Below are 25,139 nucleotides of genomic sequence, written 5' to 3'. Positions count from 1 at the left end.
CTTGGACGCACTGGGAGATCTCGTCGCCGGATTCGGCACCGCACTGACCCCGACACACTTGCTACTGGCCGCCGTCGGGGTGCTGCTCGGCACCGCGATCGGCGTGCTGCCCGGGATCGGGCCCGCGATGGCGGTGGCCTTACTACTGCCGATCACCTACAGCGTGGAGCCGACCGGCGCGTTCATCATGTTCGCCGGGATCTACTACGGGGGCATGTTCGGCGGGTCGACCACGTCGATCCTGCTCAACACCCCCGGTGAAACCGCGGCGGTGGTCACCGCGATCGAGGGTTATCCGATGGCGCAGCGGGGACGCGGCGCGCAAGCGCTGGCGACCGCGGCGATCGGTCACTTCGTCGGCGGTATCACCGGTACCGTGCTGTTGGTGCTGCTGGCGCCGACGGTGGCGAAGTTCGCGGTGAACATCGGCGCGCCAGACTATTTCGCCATCATGCTGCTGGCTTTCATCGCGGTGACATCGGTGCTCGGCAGCTCGCGGGTCCGCGGGTTCGCCTCGCTCGGCATCGGTTTGACGCTCGGCCTGATCGGGCTCGACCCGATCACCGGACAGCAACGGCTGACGTTCGGCTTCTTGCAACTGGCCGATGGCATCGACGTGATCATCATCGCGGTCGGATTGTTCGCGGTGGGGGAGGCGTTGTGGGTCGCCGCGCATCTGAGACGTCGCCCGGGCACCGCGATTCCGGTGGGCCGAGCCTGGCTCAGCCGACAAGACTTCGACCGATCGTGGAAACCGTGGCTGCGTGGACCACTGATCGGGTTCCCCTTCGGCGCGGTACCGGCCGGGGGCGCCGAGATCCCGACGTTTCTGTCTTATGCCACCGAGAAGCGCCTGTCCAAGCATCGGGACGAATTCGGCAAGGGCGCGATCGAGGGTGTGGCGGGGCCGGAGTCCACCGCCAGCGCTTCGGCGGCGGGCACGCTGACGACGATGCTGACGCTCGGCCTGCCGACTACCGCGACAGCGGCGGTAATGCTGGCGGCGTTCCAGCAATACGGGATCCAGCCGGGACCGCTGCTGTTCCAACGGGAATCGGAACTGGTGTGGACGCTGATCGCGAGCCTCTTCATCGGCACCGTGCTGTTGCTGGTGCTGAATCTGCCGCTCGCGCCGATCTGGGCGAAGCTGCTGCGAATTCCGCGGCCCTATCTGTACGCCGGGATCCTGTTTTTCGCCAGCGTCGGCGCCTACGCCGTCAGCGGCGATACGGTCGATCTGGTGCTACTGCTGGTGATCGGCGTAATCGGGTTCGGCATGCGCAGATTCGGACTCCCGCTGCTCCCGGCGATCATCGGGGCGATCCTGGGTCCGAACGCGGAACAGCAGATGCGGCGGGCCCTGCAAATCAGCGACGGAGCCCTCAGCGGACTGGTCAACACCTGGTTCTCCATCATCGTCTACGCGGTGATCGCGACAATTCTGCTCTGGCCGTTGATCGCGAAAGGGATCCGAACTCTGCGCGGCCGTGGGAAACCCGTCGAGATGGATGCCTCCGCGCACTCCTAGGTAGCGTGGGCTGCGGGTCCGGAGTGTGATGGAGCGTGCGGCCGTGGGCATTGTGGTTGTTCTGGTTGTGGTCTTGGCCGTGTTCGGTGCGCTCCACTGGTACGTGTGGCGGCGCCTGGTGCGCGACACCACGGTCGCGGGATCGGTCGGTCGGCGGATCGGCACGGCGATTCTCGTTGCCGGACCCCTATTGCTGGTCGCGGCCGGTATGACCGAGCGCGCCGGAATTCCGTTCCTGGTCGTGCGGTTCATCGCGTGGCCGGGCTATCTGTGGGGCGCGGTCTTCGTCTATCTGCTCCTGGCGTTGCTCGTCGGCGAGGTCGTGCGGATCCCGCTGTTGCGGCAGCGGGACACCACCGCGACAACCGTGGCACCACGGACAGTCGAGCCGGTCCCGGGGCACGGCGCTACTGCTCTGCCGAAGCCAGATTCGGCCGACGCACCCCGAATACCGCGCCGCCTCTTCGTCTCTCGCGCCGTGGGCGGTGCGGCCGCCGTCGCCGCGGTGACGACAGTCGGCTACGGAACCTATGGTGTGCTGAGCGGCCCGCAGGTCAAGCGCCTCACCGTGCCGCTGGCCTCGTTACCCCGCGGGGCGCACGGGTTCCGGATCGCCGTGGTCAGCGACATCCACCTCGGTCCGATCCTGGGCCGTGGTTTCGCCGAGCGCGTGGTGGCCACGATCAACGACACCCAGCCCGATCTCATCGCGATCGTCGGTGACATGGTCGACGGCAGTGTGGCGGATCTGCGCCCCGCCGTCGCGCCGCTGGCGGGTTTGCGGGCCCGGCACGGCGCGTATTTCGTGACCGGCAATCACGAGTACTTCTCCGGCGCCGAGCAGTGGATCGAACACGTCCAGGAACTGGGAATACACCTGCTGGCCAACACCCGCACGGAGTTGCCAGGATTCGACCTCGCGGGAGTCAACGATATCCAGGGCGAGCGCACGGGCCAGGGACCTGACTTCGTCAAGGCGCTCGGCGACCGGGATCTGTCGCGTACCGCCGTGCTCTTGGCGCACCAGCCCGTCCTCATCGAGGATGCCGTTGCGCACGGTGTCGATCTGCAGTTGTCCGGGCACACCCACGGCGGGCAACTGTGGCCGGGCAATTACCTTGCGGGCCTTGTCAATCCGACCGTTGCCGGGCTCGAGCGCTACGGCGACACGCAACTGTACGTCACGCGCGGTGCGGGCGCGTGGGGCCCGCCGGTCCGCGTCGGAGCACCGTCCGACATCACCGTGATAGAGCTCGCCTCGAAGCAGGCGTGAACGTTTCCGGCGTTGAGCCCTGCCCCTACGGCCGACGTGCCGGGCGCCCGCAATGCTGCGGTTCGATAACCCTGCTGCCTGGTCTGCGCGTGTTCGGTGCAGGTCACGGCTCTTCGGCGGTATAACCGGAGTCGATGACGGCTTCAAAGTATTTGACAGCACTCGTCAGCATCCTGGTGACCGCTTTCGCGGTTTCCGGCGTGCCCGCCCCTGCCGCGGCGGCCCCTACCTCGGCGCGCGTGGTGGCCGAAGCGGCCCTGGGTCGTTCCGCGTACCGCATCGACGTCTACTCGCCCTCGATGGATCGCGTGGTGTCCAACCGGGTGATTCGCGCCGCGGGCGGTCCCGCGCCCACGCTGTATCTGCTCACCGGCATCGGCGGGGGCGAGGACGGTATCTCCTGGTGGGACAACACCGATGTCCGGGAATTCTTCGCCGACAAGCACGTCAACGTGGTGATGCCGGTGGGTGGCGCGTTCAGCATGTACACCGACTGGATCGCCGACGACCCCGTGACCGGCCGCAACCGGTGGCTGACCTACTTCACCCGCGAACTGCCTGGCGTTCTCGACACCCGGCTCGGTACCAGCGGCCGTAACGCTATCGCCGGGGTGTCGATGAGTGCGGGCTCCGCGGTCGATCTCGCCATCCAGGCGCCCCGTTTGTATCACGCCGTCGCGGCGTACAGCGGGTGCCCGTGGTCCGCTGACCCGTTCGGGATCGCGATGGTCAGTGCCCAGGTGATGCGTGGCGGGGGCAATCCGGTGAATATGTGGGGTGCGCCGGGTGGTCCGAGATGGCGGGCACACGACGCGTTCGCCAAAGCGGGTGCGCTCGCCGGAAAGGTCGTCTATCTGTCGGCGGCGACGGGCATCCCCGGGACGATAGATCGAGGCGGACTACCTTCGCCGCCCGTCGAGGCGCTGGCCAGCGTATGCACCGCCGCCTTCGTACGCAGACTGGCCCAGGTCGGCGTGTCCGCGGTCCACATCAACCGGTCCAGGGGCTCACACACGTGGGGATTGTTCGAAGCCGACTTGCGCAATTCGTGGCCGCACCTGGCCCGCGCCCTCGGCGCTTGACCCTGCGGTGTCGCTTCTTCGATGAGTGTTGGAAGCATTTGGTGGAGAGTATTGGCCATTGGAACGCTCGTCGCTGATTCATAGTGTTGCCACATGGTTAACGTCGCAAAGTTCCTTGAACGAGTCCGTATCCGATATGTAGCCGTAGCGTTCGTGGTGATCGGGGCGATCCTCGCCGCGACGCTGGGTGGCCAGCGCAACGACGCGGCCGCGGAATGGGACGCGGTCTGGGTCACCGCGCAGCAGCGGCCGGTCGCCGCGTCCACCGCTGTGTGGGCGATGTCAGGATTCGCGAATCAGACTGTGCGGCAAGTGGTTCGAGTAGGCGGCGGTGGGGAGAAGATTCGCGTGCGGCTGTCGAATCGGTACGGTGATGTGCCGCTGGAGGTTACCGGCGCGACGATCGCCCGATCCGCGGGTGGCGCGGCGGTGCATCCGGATACGGTCCGGCCCTTGATGATCGGACTACGGCCTGGGTTCCAGATCGCGCCCGGCGGCGAGGCGGCCACCGATCCGGTGTTGTTGCCGGTAGCACCGCAAGAGTCGCTGACGGTCACCCTCTACCTCGCTCGCCCTACCGGACCCGCAACTCACCATGCCCAGGCCCTCGCCACCAGTTACCGGGCCGACGGCGACCATCGTGCCGACCCGGCCGCCGACGCCTTCACCGAACTGTCCCGATCCTGGTACTACCTGGCAGGCATCGACGCCGCCGCCGGCACGCCTCGGCCGGACGCGGTGGTGGCATTCGGGGATTCGATCACCGACGGCTACGCCTCGACCGTCGACACGAACGGCCGCTATCCCGATCGGCTCGCCGAAAGTCTTGCTGCCCAAGGTCTTTCCCGCCCAGTATTGAACGCGGGTATCAGCGGCAATCGAGTGACGGTCGATTCGGCCCTGCTCGGCGACGGCGCGGTGTCCCGATTCCGGCGTGACGTGCTGGCCCAACCGGGCGTGGGAACCGTGCTCGTCCTGGCGGGCATCAACGACATCGGGATGAGCGACTCCGCCGATCCCATCGCCGCACCGCGCACGACGGTAACGGCCGACCGCCTCATCGACGGCTACCGCGAACTCATCCGGCAATCTCGCGCCGCTGGCGTCCGCATCGTCGGCGCCACGCTGCTGCCCTTCGACGGTTCGCCCTATTACACCGCCGAGCGTGAGCAGACTCGGCAGACCGTCAACGCATGGATCCGCACCTCGGGCGCCTACGACGCGGTGATCGACTTCGATGCCGTGATGTCCGATCCCGGCAACCCCCGAATGCTGAACCCCGCCTATGACAGTGGCGACCACCTGCACCCCGGAGACGCCGGATATCGCGCCATGGCGGCAGCGATCGCCGCCGGTGTCCTGACCGGCCGCTGACTCGCGGCCGTCGCAGGTGTGCGCTCGACCGGGATCCCGCGCCTGCTGCGGGCGGCGCGGGATCCCGGGTTCGGGCATGCGACTTCAATCCAGTCATTCGGAGCGGGTGGCCAGTCGGACTTGGACTGTGATCTGGATCACTAGGGCTATCCGCTTCGCGGTCGAGCTCGCAAGCGGTAACGGCGGACTATGCGAAGCGGGTCCAATTCCCGGTCCGTCCCGTGGACGCATCGCCAAACGAGGCGGGCGGCTGCAGCGGGTGGCGGTTTCCTGGATTGAACGCACACTGGGCGGTCTATTCCCCGATGGGCAGGTATTTACCCTTCGAGCGAAAGGCGTGGTCACCATGGCCGCCAAATTCGAGCTGTTCACCGACAAGGCCGGAAAGTTCCGCTGGCACCTGAAAGCGGCAAACGGCGAGGTCATTGCCGCTAGCCAGGCGTATGAATCCAAGGCCGCAGCGAAAAACGGCATCGAGTCGGTCCAGAAGAACGCCCCCGGCGCACCAACCGAGGACCAGTCCTAGCCCCACCTCACCCCCCAACCCACCTGACACACCGACCCGGTGCGTCGAGGGGGACATGACTGAGCAAAAAGCCGAGTGGACGCACCGTCATGTCCCGTTCGCCTAACGGCTGGGGCCCAGCCAGGTGGTGAGGGCTTCGGGGAGGGTGGGGTCGTGGGGGGTGTTGGTGGCCCAAGCGGTGTAGCCGTCGGGGCGGATGAGGAGGGCGGTGGGGGTGGGGATGGCGCCGATGCCGGGGAGGGTCCAGTGGGTGGTGTGGCTTCGGGCGTCCACGACGGTGAGTCGGTCATGCCATCCGGTGCCTGTGTGAGTCTGGTTTCTGTTGAGGCGCAATAGAATCGGGCGGGCGGTGCGTAGTAGTTCACAGACGCGGGTGGTGCCTTCGGTGGTGGTGAGGTCGACGTCGGGGACGCGACGTCCGGCGAGTGGATGGGCGCCTTTGGTGTCGTAGCGGATGTCCAGGGCGGTGATCATGAACCCGAGTCGTCGGCGGACCTCGTCCAGGTCGATCAGATCGCTCATGGTGTCGCGCAGTGCGTCCATATGCGGGCCGGGCCTGCCCAGCGCGGTCTGCGCGCGGGTGTTGTGCAGGACGCGGGCGCCGACCGGATGCCGTTCGGTTTCGTAGGTGTCGAGCAGGGCGTCGGAGACGTTGCCGCGCAACGTAGTTGCGAGCTTCCAGCCGAGATTGACCGCGTCCTGGACGCCCAGATTGAGTCCCTGGCCGCCCGCGGGGTAGTGGATGTGTGCGGCGTCTCCGGCAAGAAACACTCGCCCGTCCCGATAACGGTCGGCTTGGCGGGCCGCGTCACCGTAGTGCGTTACCCATCGAGGGCTGTGCATCCCGAAGTCGGTGCCCGCGATCTCGGTGAAGTGCGCCCGGAAGTCCTCGAACGATAGTTGGCTGCCGCGCTCCAGGATGAGGTCGTGCCGTTGCACGACCAGCCGGTACCAACCGGGTTGGAATTGCACTACCGAAAAGTCGCCCCCGCCACGGCGGCGTCCGAAGAACTGCTCCGCGGGCGGCTCGGCCAATTCGACATCGGCCAGCATGCCGGTCATCGTCGCGGCGGTTCCGGCGAAGTCGATACCGGCGAGCTTGCGGACCGCGCTGCGGCCACCGTCGCAGCCGACCAGGTAGGCCGCCCGAATTCGGCGTGGACCGTCAGGTCCGCCGATCTCGACGTCGACGCCTGTCGCGTCCTGCTCGAAGCCGACGACCGGCGAGCCCCACCGTACGGCGAGCCCCAGTTCGTTTGCGCGCCCTTCGAGTTCGCGTTCGATCACCGACTGCAGGACCGCGAGCAGGTGGGGGTAGCGCGTGTCGAAGTCGGCGAAATTCAATGGCAGCGCGCCGAAGTGACCGGCCTGCAGGGGATGCCCCTGCGTAACGAGCCGGTCGAGCAGCCCGCGCTGATCGAAGATCTCCATCGTGCGAGCGTGGATACCACCGGCCCGGGATTCGCCCGTGCGCTCCGGAAGCCCGTCGAGCAGTGCCACCTCGATCCCGGCGAGCCGCAATTCGCAGGCCAGCATCAGTCCGGTCGGCCCGGCACCAGCGATCACGACCTCGGTCGTCTCCATGACTTTCTCCTTAACAACGTTAAATCGCTTAACGTTGTTAAATCAGACATGAACGTTGTTAAGCTGTCAAGAGGTTCCCGACAGGAGGCGGCAGTGAAGCTCGATACCCAGGTGATCGCCCAAGCGGCGCTCGAACTGCTGGACGAGGTCGGTCTCGACGGGCTGACCATGCGCAAGGTGGCCGCGGCGCTGGACGTGCAGGCGCCGGCGCTCTACTGGCACGTCAAGAACAAGCGTGAACTGCTCGACGCGATGGCCAGGACCGTCTTCGTGGGCGCGGTCGGCGACCTCGAGGCGCCACGGCAGGGTGAAGGCTGGCAGGACTGGATGATCGAGCTCGCCACCCGGTTGCGCCGGGCCATGCTCCGCTACCGCGACGGGGCCAAGGTGCTCGCGGGCACCTACGTCCACGACGAAGCGCTATGGCGCACAGTGGAATTGACACTGCGCACGCTCGAAGACGCGGGCTTCTCGATGGCCGACGCCGGTCGTGTCTTCCCGCTGCTGCTGCACTACACAACCGGTTTCGTCATCGAGGAACAAGCCCGCACCGGCGTGGACTACGACAGCAATCCCTACCGGCTCGAACACATCGAACAGATCGTCGACACCACCCGCTACCCGTTGACCGCTCGCATGGTCATCGAATTCGCCGCCGCCGATTTCGATACCGAGTTCGACCACGGCCTACGCGTAATCCTCGCCGGAATCCGCACCACCCGAACGAATCCCGTGCTCTGAAACCCCTCTCGGCCGCGCGCGGCTTCTTGCTCAACGGCGATAGCCGCGGCGTTCGCGAGTGGGGCGCACGGTCAAGCGATCGGTGTCGAGCTGGGTGTGCGGCCGGTGAACGCGGACATGGTGCGGATCAGGTGGGCCTGGTCGGCGAAGCCGGTGCGGGCGGCCACTTCGGCGGCGGGATAGAAGGGGAGCAAGAGACCTGCTTCGCGCAGGCGGTGCCATCGACGCAATTTCGGGAGTGTTCCGCCGAGATCTCGAGCGGCCAGCTGGCGCAGCCGCCGTGGCGACAGTCCGACCCGGTCGGCGAGTTCGGCGATGCCGGTGCCGTCGTCCAGCATGTCCAGCGCCTGTCGCAGCCGGGGATCAATGAATTGTGTGCTGCCGTCGAGCACTTGATGGACGGTGTGTCGCAGCCGTGCCGAATCGAAGTCACCCGTGGTGGCGGCGAGTAGCCGACGAACCTGGACCAGATCGAGGGGGAGGATGCGCGCCCTGCCGGGGAGCGCGAGACAGTACGGATCGATCCACAGGGAGGTGAAGCCGCTCGGCTGCCGGGTCGTGTTCAGGGTCCCCGGCGGGATCAGCACCCCGGGCGCGGTGATGACCTTGCCGTGCTCGTCGGTGGCCCGCAGCGGACCGTCCCAGGACAGCACGAGCTCCCATGCCGGATGGCGATGGCTGGCGTCGGGTTGCCCGGTGTTCTCGGCGTAGCAGGCGAACTCGCCGCAGCTGGCGGCGAACACGGCATTGCCGTTTTGTTCAAGACGCCACGAACGCGGCTCCTCGATCATGACCTCATGATTGCATCCGTCCCCGGCACCGTCGAGGGGTCGGCCGCAGGGTCGGTGCGCGAAGGAAAGGTCGAGACATGAGGCTCCCGAGTACCAGCTTTACCCACCGGCCGTGGCGGATCCACGACCTGGCAAGCGATTTCCGGATCGAGGACGTCTGGGCATTGCCGACCCCCGGCGGGCCCGACGACCTCGCGGTATTCGTGCAGCAGTTCACGTCGACAGACGTTTCCGACCCCGTCGTCCGCAGATTGCTCGATCTCCGTTGGAAACTGGGGGCGATGCTGGGCCTGGACAAGCCCGACGCGGGCGTCGGCGTCAGGGTGGCAACGCTGCGGGACCGGTTGCCCGACGATCTGCGCGACGGGCCACGCGGCCCGGACTTCGAGGTGGTCCCGTTCAAGTCGGTGTACCAAACCGACACCGAGTGGGTGGCCGAGGTCGCCAACCGGACGGTGCACGCACTGATGCACGTCGGTTGGGTGCCGGACGGGGCAGGCGGCTACCACGGTGAGATGACCGCGTTGGTGAAGCCGAACGGACTCTTCGGCAGGCTGTACATGGCCGCCATCAAGCCGATTCGAGTGTTTCTGGTGAACCCGCTCCTGATGCGATCGATCGGGCGAGACTGGCGGGAGCTGCGCACTGCGGCCTGACCACCGAACGGCCGCACGGATCACCGTGCGGCCGTTGATGTGTCAACTCGGTCAGATCTTGCGGATGACCGTGACGACCTTGCCGAGTACCTGTGCGTCGTTGCCGGGGATCGGTTCGAACACCGGGTTGTGCGGCATCAGCCAGACATCCTTGCCGGTGCGCTTGAACGTCTTCACCGTGGCCTCGCCGTCGATCATGGCGGCGACGATGTCGCCGTTGTCGGCGACGTTCTGCTGACGCACCACCACCCAGTCGCCGTCGCAGATCGCCGCGTCGATCATCGACTGACCGACGACCTTCAACAGGAACAGCGATCCCTCGCCGACCAGCTCGCGGGGCAGCGGGAACACGTCCTCGACCGCCTGCTCGGCCAGGATCGGGCCACCGGCGGCGATCCGGCCGAGCACCGGCACGAACGTCGGTGTCGGCCTGGTCGGATCGACTGCACTGCTGTCGGATTCGTCGATGGCGGCGGCCGCGTGCAAACTGGTCACCGCGCGCCCCACCTCGTCGAGACCGCGGACGTCCACGGCGCGTGGGCGATTCGGGTCGCGACGCAGAAAGCCCTTGCGCTCCAGTGCGCGTAATTGATGGGCCACCGAGGAGGTGGACGTCAGCCCGACGGCGTCGCCGATCTCCCGAATGCTCGGCGGGTAGCCGCGCTCGCTCACCGAGGACCGGATCACCTCCAGCACTTTGCGCTGACGCACGGTGAGATCCGCCCCGGTAACCGCCGTGTCGGCGCTGCCTTCGCTCTCTACGCCCGTGTCGTCTGTGTGCCTCACCGCAACCGCCCTTCCTTGCTGTGTCCGGGCTGATCCGCTGCCCGGCATATCCCTGCGTGGCCTGTCCTGAATTTCGTCTTTCGAATCTAGCCCGGTCGCGCCGATGTTTCAAACATCTGTTCGAGGCATGTCGGGCGTTTCTACTGACATTGTCGGTGCCGCGTGGTAGAAATCGAACATCAGTTCTTCGAACACCTGAGCGAACGATGTATCGAAAACCGGCACCGAACAGCGGCACCGAACGGCCCCCGCAGGCCGCCGAGCTCGACCGACCCAGCTCGAACACAGACGGAGCACCCACCACGGAGGTTTGTCCGATGAGCACTGCGATCAGCGATATCAACACGGCGATCGGCGCGGGTCGCGCACCGCACGCCCTCGACTCCGACCACCTCGACAGCACCGATATCGACACGGCCGACGCCGATCTCGGCTTCGATACCATCCCGCGCGTGCATCGCGGCACCCTCCGTGTCCGCCCGACGGATTCGGCGCATCGATCCGCCGTCGACCGACGTCCGCGCGGTGCGAGGCCCGCGGGTGCGGTCGTCGTATACGACCGTGGCATACGGACTTCGGCGGTGCGGCAATCCCGTGGCGCGCACCCGACCGAGCTCGTCGAGCAGGCACAGGTGGGGTTTGCCGTGCTCGCGATGGCGGCGCTGTTGAGCGCGCTCGTGGTGGCCACGCTGATCACGCTGGCGCATCTGCGGGCCGGTGACTGGGGCGGCGACGCGACGACCAGCACGGTGCCCGCCGTGGTCGACGGGCAGTCGATCCCTGCCGACGGCGTGTCCGGAAGTGTGCTGCCCCAAGGTGTCACCGCACCGCGTTGATCGGGGTCGACGACGGCTGGACGCTCCGAGTGTGCCGTCCGTACCTGCACGTCCCGCCGGTACATCGATGAGGAACGGCTTGGCGCCGCGCTGACCGCCGCCCGACGCTGGCGTGGCCGAATTTGTTGATCGTCCACTGGAACATGTTGCTAGTGTGCTGAAAACGTGATCTGGCAAAGCCCTTTGCCAAACGCGGCCTTTGCCATCGAACGAGTTCGGGACACTAGCAATGACGCACCTCGCCACCACTGGACGCGCCGTCCGGCTGCTCACCCGGATCGCCGGGCTCTCACTGTGTCTCGTTATCGGGCTAGGTGCGATCCCGGCCGCCCAGGCGGCACCGGCCTACGCCGCGTACCTGGACCTGCCCGCCGTCAACGGGGACGGCGCGGGTGGCGGCGGCCTGAATCCGGAACTCCCACTGGACGAATCAGTGCTGGTCGCGGCGGTCGAGCAAGCCCGTGCCGACGGCGTATCGCCACGCCGGTACGCGACGCTGCTGCACCAGTACTGGTTGGTCGTCGCGACCCGCAACGCCGCCATCGACCTCGCGGCCTGGGACCCGGCGCAGGGGGTCCGCGCCAACGAACGCACCTTCAACCTGGTGTACGTCAACTATTTGCGGCTCACCACCCAGCACCCGGAGTTCTATTGGGCCGGTCTGGCGGGCATCGCAGGCGGCTCGTTCGCCTCCGGCTTCTTCGACATGAGCGACGTGGGTGTCGTACTCGACGTGCCGGGCATCCATCAACTCGGCAACGCCGTCGCCGACCTGTTGCGCGGCACCCCACCGGAATTGGTGCGCGAGCTGCCCGCCGATCTACACCTGCTCGCCGCCGAAGGCTCGCGGCTCAGCGCCGCGGACGTCACCTGGTACCAAACCCGGCTGATGATCATGCAGAAGCACATCTTCACCGACCTGGTCCCGATGCACGAAGCCTATGTCGCGCTTGGCATCCGGGGCATCGACGAGATGTACGAGGCGGGCGTGCTCGACGACGACATCCACACCGCATGGCAGTCCATCGCCGCGGGCACCCACGACGGCTACATCGACGCGCTGATCCGGATGACCGACCGCGAACAGAACCGGGTGATCGCCGACCAATGGGACGAGACCTCGGCGGGCCGTGCCCCGATCGGTCGCGTCCTCACCTACGTGAGCACCATCGCGGGCAAACCCGCCGTACCCGGTGTCCGCGCCCCCGGCGTCTTCGCACCGGCCACCGTCCGCGCGAACATCGGCGGCCGCACCCTGGCCCTGCGCACCCCGCTGCCCGACTTCAACTGGGCCGACCGGGACACCCGCTGGACCTACATCACCGGCGACCTCGTCCCGCGCCACATCGACATGGAGCTGAACCCGGCGCTCGCTCCGGCCGTGCTCGGCGAGTCGTTCTGGCACAAACTCGCCCGCGGCCGCCTGATCCCGCGCCTGCCCGAACTCATTGCCGACCTGACCTCGCAATGGCAGCTCGTGGAATAGGAGTGAACCGGCGCACGTGCGGTCGATGACGCCGGGTAAAGGGTGAGTGGGACAACCCGAGTACCCGGACGGGTATCCTCGAAGTGCTATGCAGGTATTCCGCATATCGCCTGAGGTTTACCTGGTGCCGGGGTCCAGGCCCCAGTACACGCGCTCGCCGGGACGGTCACCCCGATCGGTTGCCGGGCCGGCCGCGAGCGCGCGCATCGACGAAGGATCTCTCGGATGCATTGCCCGTACTGCCGACACCCCGACTCCCGGGTGGTGGACTCGCGCGAGGCCGACGAAGGCGCGGCCATCCGCCGCCGCCGCGCGTGCCCGCACTGTGGGCGGCGGTTCAGCACGGTGGAAACCGCGATCCTGTCCGTGGTCAAACGCAGCGGCGTCACCGAGCCGTTCAGTCGGGACAAGGTCATCCGCGGTGTGCGCCGCGCCTGCCAAGGTCGCGAAGTCGACGACGACGCCCTGAACCTGCTCGCGCAGAAGGTGGAAGACGCCGTGCGCGCCAAGGGTTCCCCCGAGGTGCCGAGCCACGAGGTCGGCCTGGCCATCCTCGGCCCGCTGCGCGACCTCGACGAGGTCGCCTACCTCCGATTCGCCTCCGTCTACCGCTCCTTCACTTCCGCGGAAGACTTCGAACGCGAGATCCAGGACATGCGTACCGCCCGCGCCGCCGCGGTGGCCGCCGAATAGTCGAGCCTGCACCGCGCACACTTTGGCTCAGTGCGTATCAATCGCCGAACGGTTCGTGCGCCAAGAGATGCAGGGCACGAAGCTCGGGCGGCACTACAGTCGGATCCTTCGCGGGAATCTGGCTGTGTACGGGGTCGGGTCGGTTATCGGCGGATCGCGCTGATGGCCTTCTCGATGCGCTTGGCGGACACGGGGTAGGGCGTTCCGAGCTTCTGGGCGAACAGGCTGATCCGGAATTCTTCGATCATCCACCAGATTTCGGTCACGGCGGGGCTGTGGCGCCGGTTCTCCGGTAGCGCGTTTACCAGCCGGTCGTAGGCGGCGAGGGCGCGGTCCAGCTCGAGCATGCCCTGACGGTCGCGCGCCGCCGAACCGGGCAAAGCCGCCAGCCGGACGACGGCGGCCTGCAAGTACCGGGGGAGTTCGCGCAGCCGGGTACTGCCCCATTCGGAGATGAAACCGGGGAAGACGAGGTTGTCCAGTTGGTCACGGACGTCATCGGCGATATCGCGCTCGGTGGTCTCCGCCAGCGCCGCCGAAACCCGGTGTGCCTCAGCGAGAATCGGGACAACCAGCCGGACCAGTCGCGCTACCGCGGCGCCGAGATCGGGGCGGATCTTCGCGACGAGGGCCGCGAAGTCGTCCGGATTGTGCACGGGCCCGCCCGCGGCGGCGATGAGCTCGTCGGCGGCCGCGGCGCGGCAATCCTCGACCAGCGCTTCCAGCGATCCGTACGGATTCTGGCTCAGCGCAAGACGATCGGTGGGTGGTAGTCCCGCGGTGACGGTGCGGACCGAGGTCGGTAGCGCGTTCAGGACCAGCGTCCGGGTGCCCGCCCGCATCGCGGCCGCCTGGGCGGCGGGGGAGCTGAGCACTCGAACCGCCACCCCGTCACCCTCGGGAACCAGGGCGGGATAGCCGGTGACGGTCTGTCCGGCGACCTCGCGACGCACCGTCGGCTCCACCGTGCCGAGCGATTCCGACGTCCACACCGCGGCGGGTGCGCGTTCCGCACCCGCTGTCGCGCGGGCGACCGACGCGGAAACCTGCTCGGCCAACTGGGTTTTGAGCGCCGCCAGACTCTTACTGCGGGCCAGAACCCGGCCCTCGGTATCAACGGCGGCGAAAGTCATTCGCAGGTGATCCGGCAGCGCGCCGGGGTCGAGGTCGCTCGGGTCGATCGTGATCGAACCCAGGCGCGAAAGCTCCCTCGCCAACCCGATGCGTAGCGGCTCCGCGCGCGGCGTGAGCGCGGCCAAGGCCGCCGCCGCGAAGTCCGGAGCCGGAACAACGCTGCGCCGCAACGTTTTCGGCAGTGTTTTGATCAGCGCCGCGGCCAGCTCGTCGCGCATGCCTGGGACCAGCCAGTCGAAGCCGACGGCGCGCACGTGGGCCAGCTGCTCGACCGGGATGCGTACGGTGACACCGTCTTCCTCGTTTCCCGGTTCGAATTGGTAGGTGAGCGGGAAGCTGAGCTCGCCCTGCCGCCACGCATCGGGGAAGGCGGCCGGATCCAGCGCGGCCGCGTTCTCGTTGACGACGGTCGATGTCGAGAAGTCCAGCAGCGCGGGGTCTTTCCGGCGCGCGGACTTCCACCAGCTGTCGAAATGGCGCACCGAGACGATGTCGGCGGGCAACCGCTTGTCGTAGAACTCGAACAGCACGTCGTCGTCGACCAGGATGTCGCGGCGGCGCGCGCGGTGCTCCAGATCGGCGACGTCGTCGATCAATTCGCGGTTGCGGTGGAAGAACTCGTGGCGGGTCTGCCATTCGCCCTGCACCAGCGCGTGCCTGATGAACAGCTCGCGCGACAGCCCAGGATCGATCCGACCGTAATCGACCTGTCTGCCGGTCACCAGCGGGATCCCGTACAGCGTGACGCGCTCGTAGGCGCTGGCAGCGCCGCGCTTGGCCGACCAATGTGGTTCGGAGTAGGTGCGTTTCCCCAGATCGCCGGCGAGCCGCTCGGCCCATTCCGGCTCCACCTTGGCCGTGATCCGCCCCCACAGCCGCGATGTCTCGACCAGCTCGGCGGCCATCACCCAGCGCGGGGGTTTCTTCGCCAGCGACGAGCCGGGAAAGATCATGAACTTCGCGTTGCGCGCGCCGAGGAACTCCCGCGATTCGGCTTCCCGCAGCCCGATATGGGAAAGCATGCCTGCCAGCAGGGCTTGGTGAATGCCGACGGAATCCCAAGGGTCACCGTCGGATTCCACGGTAGACCCTGCCGCCGCGTGGGGCGAGGAGTCGGCGGCACGGCCGGACGAGCGCCGTCGCCGCGACCCGGACCGGCCACCAGCGGGCCCGCTGGTGGCGGCTGCTGCACGGCGCGAACTGTTCTCGTCCGGTCGACCCGACGCCGCGGTTCGGCCCCGTGATCGCCCGCCGCGCGACTCGCTGTCCGACTGTCCATCGGCGCCCGCGGTTTCGGCGCCCTCGCGCCGCGTTCCGGCAGCTTGCGTGGCGGCGCCGTCCTCTGTCGACCACCCGAGCCCCTTGGTGATCGTGCGCAACTGCCCGTGCAGATCCTGCCACTCCCTGATTCGCAGATAGTGCAGGAACTCCTCCCGGCACATCCGCCGGAACTGATTGGCGGACAATGATTTGCGCTGCTCGGTGAGGTAATCCCACAGGCGCAGATAGGCGAGGAAGTCCGAGCCCTCGACAGTGAAGCGCGCGTGCTTGGTATCGGCGGCCTGCTGATTGTCGGCGGGTCGCTCACGCACATCCTGAATCGACAGTGCCGCAACGATGATCAGCACCTCCGCCAGGCAGCCCCCGCGGTGCGCCTCCACCAGCATCCGCGCCATCCGCGGGTCGACCGGAAGCTGCGCCATATCGCGCCCGATCGGCGTGAGCGTCAGCCCGGTATCGGCATGCGTGTCGGCGTCCTTGCCGGTTCGCCGCCCCAGCGCGCCGAGTTCCTCCAGCAGCGCGATGCCGTCCCGGATCGCGCGCTTGTCCGGCGCCTCCACGAACGGGAAGTTCTCGATATCGCCGAGCCCGAGCGCGGTCATCTGCAGGATGACGGCGGCCAGGTTGGTGCGCAGGATCTCCGGTTCGGTGAACGCGGGCCGGGAGTCGAAATCGTCCTCGGCGTACAGCCGGATGCAGATGCCGTCGGCGACGCGACCACAGCGTCCGGCGCGCTGCCGGGCCGAGGCCTGGGAGACCGGTTCGATCGGCAGCCGCTGCACCTTGGTGCGCATCGAGTAGCGGGAAATGCGGGCGGTTCCCGGGTCGACGACGTACCGAATGCCGGGCACGGTCAGCGAGGTCTCCGCGACATTGGTGGCCAGCACCACGCGACGGCCCGGATGCGGCGCGAACACCCGGTGCTGTTCGGCCGTGGACAGCCGCGCGTACAGCGGCAGGATTTCGGTCCGCGGTAGTTTCAGGTCGCGCAGTGCGTCCGCGGTGTCCCGGATCTCGCGTTCGCCGGACAGGAACACCAGCACGTCGCCATCGCCCTCGGCGAACAGTTCGGTGACCGCGTCGCCGATGGCGTCCACCGGGTCGCGGTCCACCACCCGGGTGTCCTCGTCGTCTTCGTCGTCGGCGCGGGGCAGTTCCAGCGAGAGCGGCCGGTAACGCAGCTCCACCGGGTAGGACCTGCCGGACACCTCGACAATCGGGGCGGGAGCGCCTTTTTCGTCGGCGAAGTGCCTGGCGAACAGTTCCGGATCGATGGTGGCCGAGGTGATGATCACCTTCAGGTCGGGTCTGCGCGGTAGCAGCTGTTTGAGGTAGCCGAGCAGGAAGTCGATATTGAGGCTGCGTTCGTGCGCCTCGTCGATGATGATCGTGTCGTAGCGGCGCAGCAGCCGGTCGCGCTGGATCTCGGCGAGCAGGATGCCGTCGGTCATCAGCTTGATCAGGGTGCGGTCGGAGGCGTGGTCGGTGAAGCGGACCGTGTAGCCCACGACGTCGCCGAGTTCGGTGCCGAGCTCCTCGGCGATGCGTTCGGCGACGGTGCGCGCGGCCAGCCTGCGCGGCTGGGTATGGCCGATGGTGCCGCGGATGCCGCGGCCGAGTTCCAGGCAGATCTTCGGGATCTGGGTGGTCTTGCCGGAACCCGTCTCGCCGGCCACGATCACCACCTGATGCGCGGCGATGGCCGCGGCGATGTCTTCGCGGCGCTGGGTGACCGGCAGCTGCTCGGGGTAGCGGATCTCCGGGACGGCGGCGCGGCGCGCGTCGATGCGGAGTTCGGCGGCGGCGATCTCGGCCTCGACCGCGCCGAGGTCACCACCGCGCGCTTTGTCGAGCCGGCGCTTCAGCCGGTATTCGTCGCGGAGGGAGAGATTCGCCAGGCGGGTGCGGAGCTCGCGGGGTCCGGTGTCAGCTGTCCTGGTCATTGCATTCATAAGCCTAGCGAAGGGCGGCAACTGATATTTCCGTCAGGCGGACCTGGCCGGTTGCCGGTGGTGTGCTGACGGTCCGGATCTACCGGGTACCGGGGCGTTGGTATGCGAAGATCGGGCGATGGACGCCGATTCGGGTACGCCCTGGCTATATCGCGGTCTACGGATCGCCTTCGGTGTGCTCGGCATCGTCGCGCTGGCCTGGATCCCGCTGCGCAATCTGCACGAGGGCGCGTTCTCCATCGGAAACTACTTCAGCTTCTTCACCATTCAGTCCAACGTGCTCGCCGTGCTGGTGTTGCTGATCGGCGGCCTGCGCGACCCGCAGGACCGCCGCTGGCAGGTGGTGCGCGGTGCGACCGCGCTGTACCTGCTCATCACCGGCGTGGTCTACGCGGTGCTGCTGGCCAGTATCGACGTGATGCTCACCGATCGCTGGATCAACGACATCCTGCACAGGGCGATGCCGATCGTGCTGGTTGCCGACTGGGTGCTCGTTCCGGCCCGCCACCGGGTCACCCTCTCGCCACGCCTTGTCGCCCTGTGGTTGATCTATCCGGTGATCTATGGCGTGTACACCCTCGTCCGGGGGCCGATCGTCGACTGGTATCCCTATCCGTTCCTCGACCCGCGGAACCAGGGCTACATCTCGCTGGCCATCGGCCTGATCATCCTCACCGCCGTCTTCACCCTCCTGGCCGTCGCCATCGCGACCGTCGGCGGCCGGGCCCGCCGCCGAACCCCATGACCCGCCGCGAGCGTGGACGTGGTGATGGCCATAGGCTTGGGATGCGGTCGCGGCGGGTTTGCCCTGGTTGGTGGGGTGGTCGTCGGTTCGGGTGCGAGCAGCGGTAGTCGGCGCGATTCGGAGGGCGACACCTTCCTCCGGTAAAGGTGGACACATGAACTCGCTATGGCATGGATTTGCCGACATGGGTGCGGTCGAGCGGGACGGCGCGTTCGTCGTCGCCCGTGGCGAGGGCGCCTACATCTACGACGAAGCGGACAACCGCTACCTGGACGCCACGGCCGGGCTGTGGTTCACCAATGTCGGCCACGGTCGCGGCGAGATCGCCGACGCGGTCGCCGCGCAGTTGCGCCGGATCGCGCACTACTCCAACTTCGGCGACTTCACCGAGCCCGCCACCCAGGAACTGGCCGAACGGCTGTCCGCGCTGGCGCCGGTGCCCGGCAGCAAGATCTTCTTCACCTCCGGCGGCTCGGACTCGGTGGACACCGCCGCCAAGCTCGCCCGCCGCTACTGGCACGAGCTGGGCAGGCCGGACAAGACGATCGTGGTCGGGCGTCGCCTCGCCTACCACGGCATGCACGTGGCGGGCACCGCGCTCGCGGGCATCGCACCCAACCGCGAGGGCTACGGCGAGCTGATGGCCGACGCGCGCACCGTCGAGTGGGACGACGCCAAGTCCCTGCTCGCCCTGATCGAGGAGATCGGCGCCGAACGCATCGCCGCCTTCTTCTGCGAACCCATCCTCGGCGCGGGCGGCATCTATCTGCCGCCGGACGGCTACCTCGCCGAGGTGCGCCGGATCTGCCGCGACAATGACATCCTCTTCGTCGCCGACGAGGTCGTCACCGGTTTCGGCCGCATCGGCGGGTCCTGGTTCGCGTCTTCCCGATTCGACCTGCAACCGGACCTGATGACTACCGCCAAGGGCCTCACCTCAGGCTATGTCCCGATGGGCGCGGTCTTCATCGCCCCGCACATCGCCGAACCGTTCTTCGCGGGCGGCGTCTGGTGGCGGCACGGCTACACCTATGGCGGCCACGCGGGGGCCGCCGCGGCCGCGCTGGCCAACCTCGACATCCTCGAGCGGGAAAACCTCCTGGACGAGTCGGCGCGGCTGGAAGCCACCCTGCACGCCAAGCTCGCGCCGCTGGCCGAGCACCCGCGGGTAGCGGAGGTGCGCAGCGGCCTCGGCGCCGTCGCCGCCATCCAGCTCGTCGACCCCGCCGAGGGTCTTCCGCTGGTGAAAACCCTGCGCACCCATGGCATCTCCGGCCGCGCGGCGGGCCAGGGCGCCATGCAGATCTCGCCGTCGTTCGTGATGACCGACGCGCAGGTCGACGAGCTGGTCGAAGGCTTCACCCGCGCCCTCGGCTGACCTCGCTCAGAGGGTGCGGGTCATGAAGACGCTGTACGGGTCGAGTCGGTAGTCGCCGAACGGGTCGCAGAACTCGAAACCGTGTGCGGCGTAGAGCTTCTGAGCCGGGACGAAGAACTCGCCCGCGCCCGTTTCCAGGCTCACCCGCCGATACCCGCGCGCGGTTGCCTCGGCGAGAAGGTGGCGCAACAGGATCGAGGCGATGCCGCGGCGCTTGTGCGTCGCGGCCGTGCGCATCGACTTGATCTCGGCGTGCTCGTCGTCGAGCTGCTTGAGTGCCGCGCAGCCCGCGAGGGTGTCGCCGTCCCACCCGCTCCAGAAGGTGATCTCCGGGCGGCGCAGGCCGTCCAGGTCGAGGGCGTGCATGCTCTCGGCGGGGGAGTGCGCGGCCATGTCGCTCAGGTGGTCGGTGAGCAGGGCGGCGATCTCCGGTCCGGAGAGGTCGTCGACCACGATGCGCAGGGCGGGCATCGAGCCGGTGGTGGAGGCGCCCGCGATAGCAGACTGGTCGGTGTTGCTAGACATTTGTCCATCATGCCCTGCGTCCCGGCGCCGCGATCACTCGACGGACCTCGATCGACAAGCTTTACTGGGAAGGCACTCGCCCGCATTGCTCGGTGGACGTCGCCGTCCGGCCAGGGGGTCTGAATCATGAAGCTTGCCAAAGTCGCAACGCTGGCAGCGGACGTGGGTCGTCGCGCGGTCGACGAAACCTATTACGCCGCACTGGCCGTCCGCGCCGGACTGGTGACGCCGGAACGGCCCGACCGCCTCGCGCGGATGGGTGCGGCGGTCCTGCGCTCCGGCATGCTCGGCGGGCTCACCTCGGTCGCCGCGCTGCGCTACCGGGACCGGGCCGCCCTGATCGATGAGCTGGGCACCGTCACCTTCCGCGAACTCGACGAGCGCACCAGCGCGCTGGCCAATGCCTGGCGCGCCCGCGGCCTGCGCGACGGCGAGGGCGTCGCCATCCTCGCCCGCAATCATCGCGGCTTCCACTACGCGGTATTCGCCGCGGCCAAGTGCGGTGCCCGGATCGTGTTGCTCAACACCGATTTCGCGGGCCCGCAGCTGCGTGAGGTGGTCGCCAGGGAGGGCGCGGACCTGCTCGTCTTCGACGACGAATACGCGGAGGTCCTCGGTGACCTCACCGCGCCGCGCGGCCGTTACCGCGCCTGGGCCGAGCAGCCCGGTATCGACACCCTGGACAACCTGATCGCGGGCGCGGTCCGCTCGGCGCCGCGGCGTGCCACCACCCCAGCGAAGATCATCTTGCTGACCAGCGGCACGACCGGCACCCCGAAGGGCGCGCCGCGCAGCGAACCGACCTCGCTGGCCCCGCTCGGCGCGATCCTCGACAAGGTGCCGTTCCGGGCCCGCGAGATCACCGAATGCCCGGCGCCGCTGTTCCATACGCTCGGCTTCGCGCACGCGATCCTCTCGCTCGGCTTCGGCTCGACGCTGGTGATCCGCCGCCGGTTCGACCCGCAGGCGGTGCTGGACAGCCTGCACCGCCATCGCGCCACCGCCATGATCGCGGTGCCGGTGATGTTGCAGCGGCTGGTCGACCTGGGCCCGGAAGCTCGGGCGGGACATGACTTCTCCGCGTTGCGGATCATCTTCGTCGCCGGTTCGCAGCTGGGCGCCGACCTGTGTACCAGGGTGACCGAGGCCTTCGGCCCGGTGGTCTACAACTTGTACGGCTCCACCGAGGTGGCCTACGCGACCATAGCCACCCCCGCCGACCTGGCGGTGGAGCCTGGGTGCGTGGGCCGCCCGGTGCCGAGCGCCACCGTGAAGATCCTCGACGAGCACGGCGACGAGCTGCCGCCGGGGCAGACCGGCCGCATCTTCGTCGGCAACAGCTACCAGTTCGAGGGGTACACCGGCGGCGGCGACAAGGATCGCATCGGTGAGCTGATGTCCAGCGGCGATGTCGGCCATTTCGACAGCGCGGGAAGGCTTTTCATCGACGGCCGGGACGACGACATGATCGTCTCCGGCGGTGAGAACGTCTTCCCGGGCGAGGTCGAGGAACTGCTCTCCGCGCACCCTGCCGTCGCGGAGGTGAGCGCTTTCGGCGTGGACGACGACCGATACGGGCAGCGGTTGCGCGCGGTACTCGTTGTGCGCGAAGGACATTCGCTCACCGAGGAGGAGGTGCGCGAGCATGTCAAGACGCATCTGGCCCGCTTCAAGGTGCCACGCGACGTGCTGTTCGTCGATGAACTGCCGCGCAATCCGACCGGCAAGGTGCTCAAACGCGTACTGCGCGAGCTCTGATCGGCCTCAGCGGCCCTGTCCGTCGCGCGGGAACATGCGGCGCAGCAGCCCACTCGGCGGCCGCAGTGCCGCCCGCAGCCCGTGGTTCGCGGGCACGCTGATCAAGCCGCCGCGCTGGTGCAGCACACTCTCGACCACGGAGTCGGCGACCGCCTCCGGATCCGCGACCGAGCCGGCGGCGACGGTGCTGACGACGACACCCAACTCGGAAAGTTCCTGATCGAGCGCCGCACCGAGGCCGACCACGCCGTGCTTGGTCGCGCAATACACGGCAACCCCCAGCGCGCCGGTCACCCCGGCCACCGTGCCGATGTTCACGATCTGGCCGTGCCCCTGGCTGACGAATCGTTCTGCGGCCAAGCGGGTTCCGATGATCACCGCACGCAGGTTGATATCGAGCTGACGGTCCGACTCGGCCTCGGTCTCGGCGAGGAACGGTCCGGACGGCATGGTGTCGGCGGCGTTCACCACGACGTCCAGCCCGCCGAGCTTGCGTTCGGTATAGGTAAGGAAGCTCGCGAACCGGGCACTGTCGGTGATGTCGAGTGGCACGCCGACCACCGTGCCGCCGTGGATTCTGCCGAGTTGTTCGGCGACGGCGCGCACCGAGCCCGCGTCCACATCGCCGATCACCACCTCGGCCCCCTCGGCCAGGAAAGCCAATGCGGTCTCGCGCCCGATGCCGTGCGCGCCCCCGGTGATCGCGATCCGTTTGCCAGCGAGTGTCTTCCGAGACATATGTTTTCGCCTGCCTTCGTGTCTACTCAACGCTAGATGGTCGCTGGAGCGCTCTCCATGCGATATCGGGTCAGCACTTTGCGCAATCCGGCCATGGCGAATGCGATCGCTCGCCAGGGTTTGCTGTCCATCGCGAATTCGGTCAACAAGCGTGCGCGATCGGCCAGACGGAACCGATCGGACGGTTTGCTTCCCCGGTTGAACCGCATTGGGAGAGCGGTACATACGATCTCCGGCCAAAAACCTTGCGCATATCGGCCAGCGCAGGCAACGATGGACGGGTGGCCTCATGGGAGTGGCGGCGGTCGGTGACAAACGCGGCGATCCTCGTCGAGCTCGGAGACGATCACGGTCTCACCCAGAACCAGTGCCTACACGGCACGGATGTCGATCCTCGTTTGCTCAAAACGCCCGGCGCGGAGATCACCGCGGCGCAGGAACTCCAGATCGTCCGCAATATCGTCACCTTGCTGGACGACCCGCCGGGCCTCGGCGTCGAAGCGGGCACGCGCACGCACCTCACGACCCACGGCGTGCTCGCCCTCGCCGTGCTCAGCAGCCCCACGATGCGGCAGGCCATCGAGGTCGCCATGCGCTACTTCAGTCTGATGACATCGTTCGCCCGCGCCTGGCACATCTACCGCGGTGACGAGATCCTGCTCTACGGCGACGACCGCGATCTGCCCGGCGACCTGCGCGCGTTCCTCGCCGAACGCGACGTCTCGGCGTTGCTGACCAACTGGTTCATGGTGTTCGGCGTGCCGCCGCCGGTGCTGCGAGTCGAGATCGCGGGCGGACTGCGTCCGAGGTTGGCGCCGCTGTTCGACAGCTTCGAGATTCCCAGTAGCGAGTCCGCCGAATTGCAACTCGCGGTGTTCGACGCCACCGGCATCGATGAGCCGATGCCGCAGGCCAGTCCGCTCACCGCCCAGCTGTTCGAGGAGCAATGCGACGACCTGTTGCAGCGGCGCGGCCTGCGGCAGGGCGTGGCGGGCACGGTGCGGGAAATGCTGATGCACCGGATGAACAGCAGACTCAGCCAGGAGGATGTCGCGGCCGGTCTGCACATGAGCCTGCGCACCATGCGCCGCCGGTTGGCCGAAGAGGGCACGTCCTACCGCCAGCTCTGCGCCGAAACCTTCGGCACCCTCGCCGAGGAACTGCTCGCCACCGGGCTCACCGTCGAAGACGTCGCTTACCGGATGGGATATTCGGGCGCACCGAGCTTTTCGAACGCGTTCAAGCAGTGGCGCGGCGTGTCGCCGGGCCGATTCGCCCGCTCGGCCGTCGACCGTTATCGGCAGTCCGTCCCGCGCTGATACACCCTGCGGTGAAAAGGGCACCCTAACCCGCATTCGGTGCGAGCATTGTATGAGCAGGACCACGATCGCCGCGACGAGAGGTGATGGGTGTGGCGCAGTTCGTGCAGGAGTACGCCGCGTTGCGGTGGTCGGTGGTCGCGGCGTTTCTGGTCGCGGCGGCGATCGTGCTCGGGCGATTGGCCGCGCCTGCTCGGCTCGTCCCTGCGCGGGATCCGGTGGTTTCGGCTGCGGAACATGAGTGGCCGCAAGGTGATTCGAGGCGGGGTCCGGTTTCGTCGGTGCACTCGGAACCGGCCGCGAGTTATCGTGAATCCGATGCCGCCCACCTGATCATGTGCCTGGTCATGCTCGCGATGCTGATGTTTCCGGCAGCCGCCAGCCCGTCCGCGGTGCGCGGTGTGCTCACCGCAATGACGGTGGTCTTCGCGGCCTTGCTGGTGAGCCGAATCCTGGAGTCGCGCAGCGCGCCTCGCGCGATGCCGGTGGACCGCCTCGTGATCCTCGGCTATCACACGGTTACTGCCGCTGCCATGCTTTACGCGATGTCCGGGCACGCGGCGAACGGACATACCGGCGGACCCGCCACCGTTCCCGCGGTTGCCCTTGCCGCGCTGTTCGTCGCCGACGCGTTGCTGGTCACCTCGGCCACCCGCCGTTTACCCTCGAACACGCCGGGCCACCTGGGCATTCTGTTGCGCTCCGGTGGGTGTGTCGCGGCGCTGACCGGTCCGAAGCAACGGTCGGCGATAGTCCCCCACGTCGTGATGGACCTCGGCACCGCCTACATGCTGTTCGCGGCCGTTTCGAATTGACCGCCGCCGCAGACCAATCCGCACGCCAGCCCATACCGAACCCCCTCTATGCAGGCAGAAGATTCGGCCAAGAGCAAGCGCGGTAAGCCAATCATGTGCCAGTGGGTGTGGTGTGGGTCGGAACCAAGCGGTAGCGAG

21 protein-coding genes are annotated in these 25,139 nt (G+C 67.7%); 15 read left to right on the top strand and 6 right to left on the bottom strand.

All coding sequences use genetic code 11. The features are described 5' to 3' along the window. The first annotated feature begins 1 nt into the window (after position 1). The 5 genes from KV110_RS28925 (at position 2) to KV110_RS28905 (ending at position 5,783) form a co-directional block, all read left to right on the top strand. Complete coding sequence (locus KV110_RS28925) at positions 2-1,528, top strand: tripartite tricarboxylate transporter permease (RefSeq protein ID WP_218470381.1); 1,527 nt, start codon at positions 2-4, stop codon at positions 1,526-1,528. A gap of 43 nt (positions 1,529-1,571) precedes the next feature. After that, a complete protein-coding gene (locus tag KV110_RS28920; RefSeq protein WP_343224130.1) occupies positions 1,572-2,801 on the top strand; it encodes a metallophosphoesterase in 1,230 nt (409 codons plus the stop codon). Between the two features lie 134 nt (positions 2,802-2,935). Beyond that, positions 2,936-3,883 (top strand): alpha/beta hydrolase, encoded by a 948-nt coding sequence (locus tag KV110_RS28915; protein ID WP_218470379.1) that lies wholly within the window; start codon positions 2,936-2,938, stop codon positions 3,881-3,883. 93 nt (positions 3,884-3,976) lie between these two features. Beyond that, the gene (locus KV110_RS28910; RefSeq protein ID WP_218470378.1) at positions 3,977-5,257 is read left to right on the top strand and encodes an SGNH/GDSL hydrolase family protein; all 1,281 of its coding nucleotides are present in this window, start codon (positions 3,977-3,979) and stop codon (positions 5,255-5,257) included. Between the two features lie 346 nt (positions 5,258-5,603). Then, positions 5,604-5,783, top strand: a complete 180-nt coding sequence (locus tag KV110_RS28905) for a YegP family protein (RefSeq protein ID WP_218479014.1) — start codon at positions 5,604-5,606, stop codon at positions 5,781-5,783. 102 nt (positions 5,784-5,885) lie between these two features. On the opposite strand, the gene KV110_RS28900 is transcribed toward KV110_RS28905, so the two are convergent. Continuing rightward, entirely contained in the window at positions 5,886-7,367 is a 1,482-nt protein-coding gene (locus tag KV110_RS28900) for an FAD-dependent monooxygenase (RefSeq protein ID WP_218470377.1), read from the bottom strand. A 93-nt stretch (positions 7,368-7,460) separates the two neighbouring features. Between KV110_RS28900 and KV110_RS28895 the strand changes: the two genes are divergently transcribed. Continuing rightward, entirely contained in the window at positions 7,461-8,108 is a 648-nt protein-coding gene (locus KV110_RS28895) for a TetR/AcrR family transcriptional regulator C-terminal domain-containing protein (RefSeq protein ID WP_218470376.1), read from the top strand. Between the two features lie 71 nt (positions 8,109-8,179). On the opposite strand, the gene KV110_RS28890 is transcribed toward KV110_RS28895, so the two are convergent. Continuing rightward, positions 8,180-8,899, bottom strand: a complete 720-nt coding sequence (locus tag KV110_RS28890) for a helix-turn-helix domain-containing protein (protein ID WP_218470375.1) — start codon at positions 8,897-8,899, stop codon at positions 8,180-8,182. 77 nt (positions 8,900-8,976) lie between these two features. Here KV110_RS28890 and KV110_RS28885 point away from each other — a divergent pair, with 77 nt between their 5' ends. Further along, the gene (locus KV110_RS28885; protein WP_218470374.1) at positions 8,977-9,555 is read left to right on the top strand and encodes a DUF2867 domain-containing protein; all 579 of its coding nucleotides are present in this window, start codon (positions 8,977-8,979) and stop codon (positions 9,553-9,555) included. Between the two features lie 51 nt (positions 9,556-9,606). Here the strand turns inward: KV110_RS28885 and lexA are convergent, their stop codons facing one another. Further along, positions 9,607-10,341 (bottom strand): transcriptional repressor LexA, encoded by a 735-nt coding sequence (lexA, locus tag KV110_RS28880; protein ID WP_218470373.1) that lies wholly within the window; start codon positions 10,339-10,341, stop codon positions 9,607-9,609. Between the two features lie 317 nt (positions 10,342-10,658). On the opposite strand from lexA, the gene KV110_RS28875 reads away from it, so the two are divergent. From KV110_RS28875 to nrdR, 3 genes are all read left to right on the top strand, one after another. After that, positions 10,659-11,177, top strand: coding sequence for a hypothetical protein (locus KV110_RS28875; protein ID WP_218470372.1), 519 nt, complete (start codon positions 10,659-10,661; stop codon positions 11,175-11,177). A gap of 229 nt (positions 11,178-11,406) precedes the next feature. Beyond that, complete coding sequence (locus tag KV110_RS28870) at positions 11,407-12,663, top strand: hypothetical protein (RefSeq protein WP_218470371.1); 1,257 nt, start codon at positions 11,407-11,409, stop codon at positions 12,661-12,663. Between the two features lie 225 nt (positions 12,664-12,888). Then, positions 12,889-13,356, top strand: a complete 468-nt coding sequence (gene nrdR, locus KV110_RS28865) for a transcriptional regulator NrdR (RefSeq protein ID WP_218470370.1) — start codon at positions 12,889-12,891, stop codon at positions 13,354-13,356. A 143-nt stretch (positions 13,357-13,499) separates the two neighbouring features. On the opposite strand, the gene hrpA is transcribed toward nrdR, so the two are convergent. Continuing rightward, entirely contained in the window at positions 13,500-17,714 is a 4,215-nt protein-coding gene (gene hrpA / locus KV110_RS28860; protein WP_218470369.1) for an ATP-dependent RNA helicase HrpA, read from the bottom strand. Positions 17,715-17,841: 127 nt separating this feature from the next. Between hrpA and KV110_RS28855 the strand changes: the two genes are divergently transcribed. Continuing rightward, a complete protein-coding gene (locus tag KV110_RS28855) occupies positions 17,842-18,468 on the top strand; it encodes a Pr6Pr family membrane protein (RefSeq protein WP_218470368.1) in 627 nt (208 codons plus the stop codon). A 154-nt stretch (positions 18,469-18,622) separates the two neighbouring features. Continuing rightward, on the top strand, positions 18,623-19,846 hold the full coding sequence (locus tag KV110_RS28850; RefSeq protein ID WP_218470367.1) for an aminotransferase family protein: 1,224 nt from the start codon (positions 18,623-18,625) through the stop codon (positions 19,844-19,846). A gap of 6 nt (positions 19,847-19,852) precedes the next feature. Here KV110_RS28850 and KV110_RS28845 read toward each other — a convergent pair whose 3' ends face one another. After that, entirely contained in the window at positions 19,853-20,371 is a 519-nt protein-coding gene (locus KV110_RS28845; protein WP_246634048.1) for a GNAT family N-acetyltransferase, read from the bottom strand. Between the two features lie 126 nt (positions 20,372-20,497). Here KV110_RS28845 and KV110_RS28840 point away from each other — a divergent pair, with 126 nt between their 5' ends. Then, positions 20,498-22,129 (top strand): acyl-CoA synthetase, encoded by a 1,632-nt coding sequence (locus tag KV110_RS28840; RefSeq protein WP_218470366.1) that lies wholly within the window; start codon positions 20,498-20,500, stop codon positions 22,127-22,129. A 6-nt stretch (positions 22,130-22,135) separates the two neighbouring features. On the opposite strand, the gene KV110_RS28835 is transcribed toward KV110_RS28840, so the two are convergent. After that, positions 22,136-22,867, bottom strand: a complete 732-nt coding sequence (locus KV110_RS28835; protein ID WP_218470365.1) for an SDR family NAD(P)-dependent oxidoreductase — start codon at positions 22,865-22,867, stop codon at positions 22,136-22,138. A gap of 281 nt (positions 22,868-23,148) precedes the next feature. On the opposite strand from KV110_RS28835, the gene KV110_RS28830 reads away from it, so the two are divergent. Together KV110_RS28830 and KV110_RS28825 are read left to right on the top strand one after the other, a co-directional pair. Further along, on the top strand, positions 23,149-24,186 hold the full coding sequence (locus KV110_RS28830; protein WP_246634047.1) for an AraC family transcriptional regulator: 1,038 nt from the start codon (positions 23,149-23,151) through the stop codon (positions 24,184-24,186). 92 nt (positions 24,187-24,278) lie between these two features. After that, positions 24,279-25,001: a DUF5134 domain-containing protein gene (locus KV110_RS28825; RefSeq protein WP_218470364.1), complete on the top strand. Its 723-nt coding sequence runs from the start codon at positions 24,279-24,281 to the stop codon at positions 24,999-25,001. Positions 25,002-25,139 lie beyond the last annotated feature (138 nt).

It is taken from the genome of Nocardia iowensis (assembly GCF_019222765.1).
Classification (GTDB): Bacteria; Actinomycetota; Actinomycetes; order Mycobacteriales; family Mycobacteriaceae; genus Nocardia; species Nocardia iowensis.
Note: the sequence above shows the minus strand (reverse complement) of the source record. Positions and strands in the feature narration are given on the sequence as shown.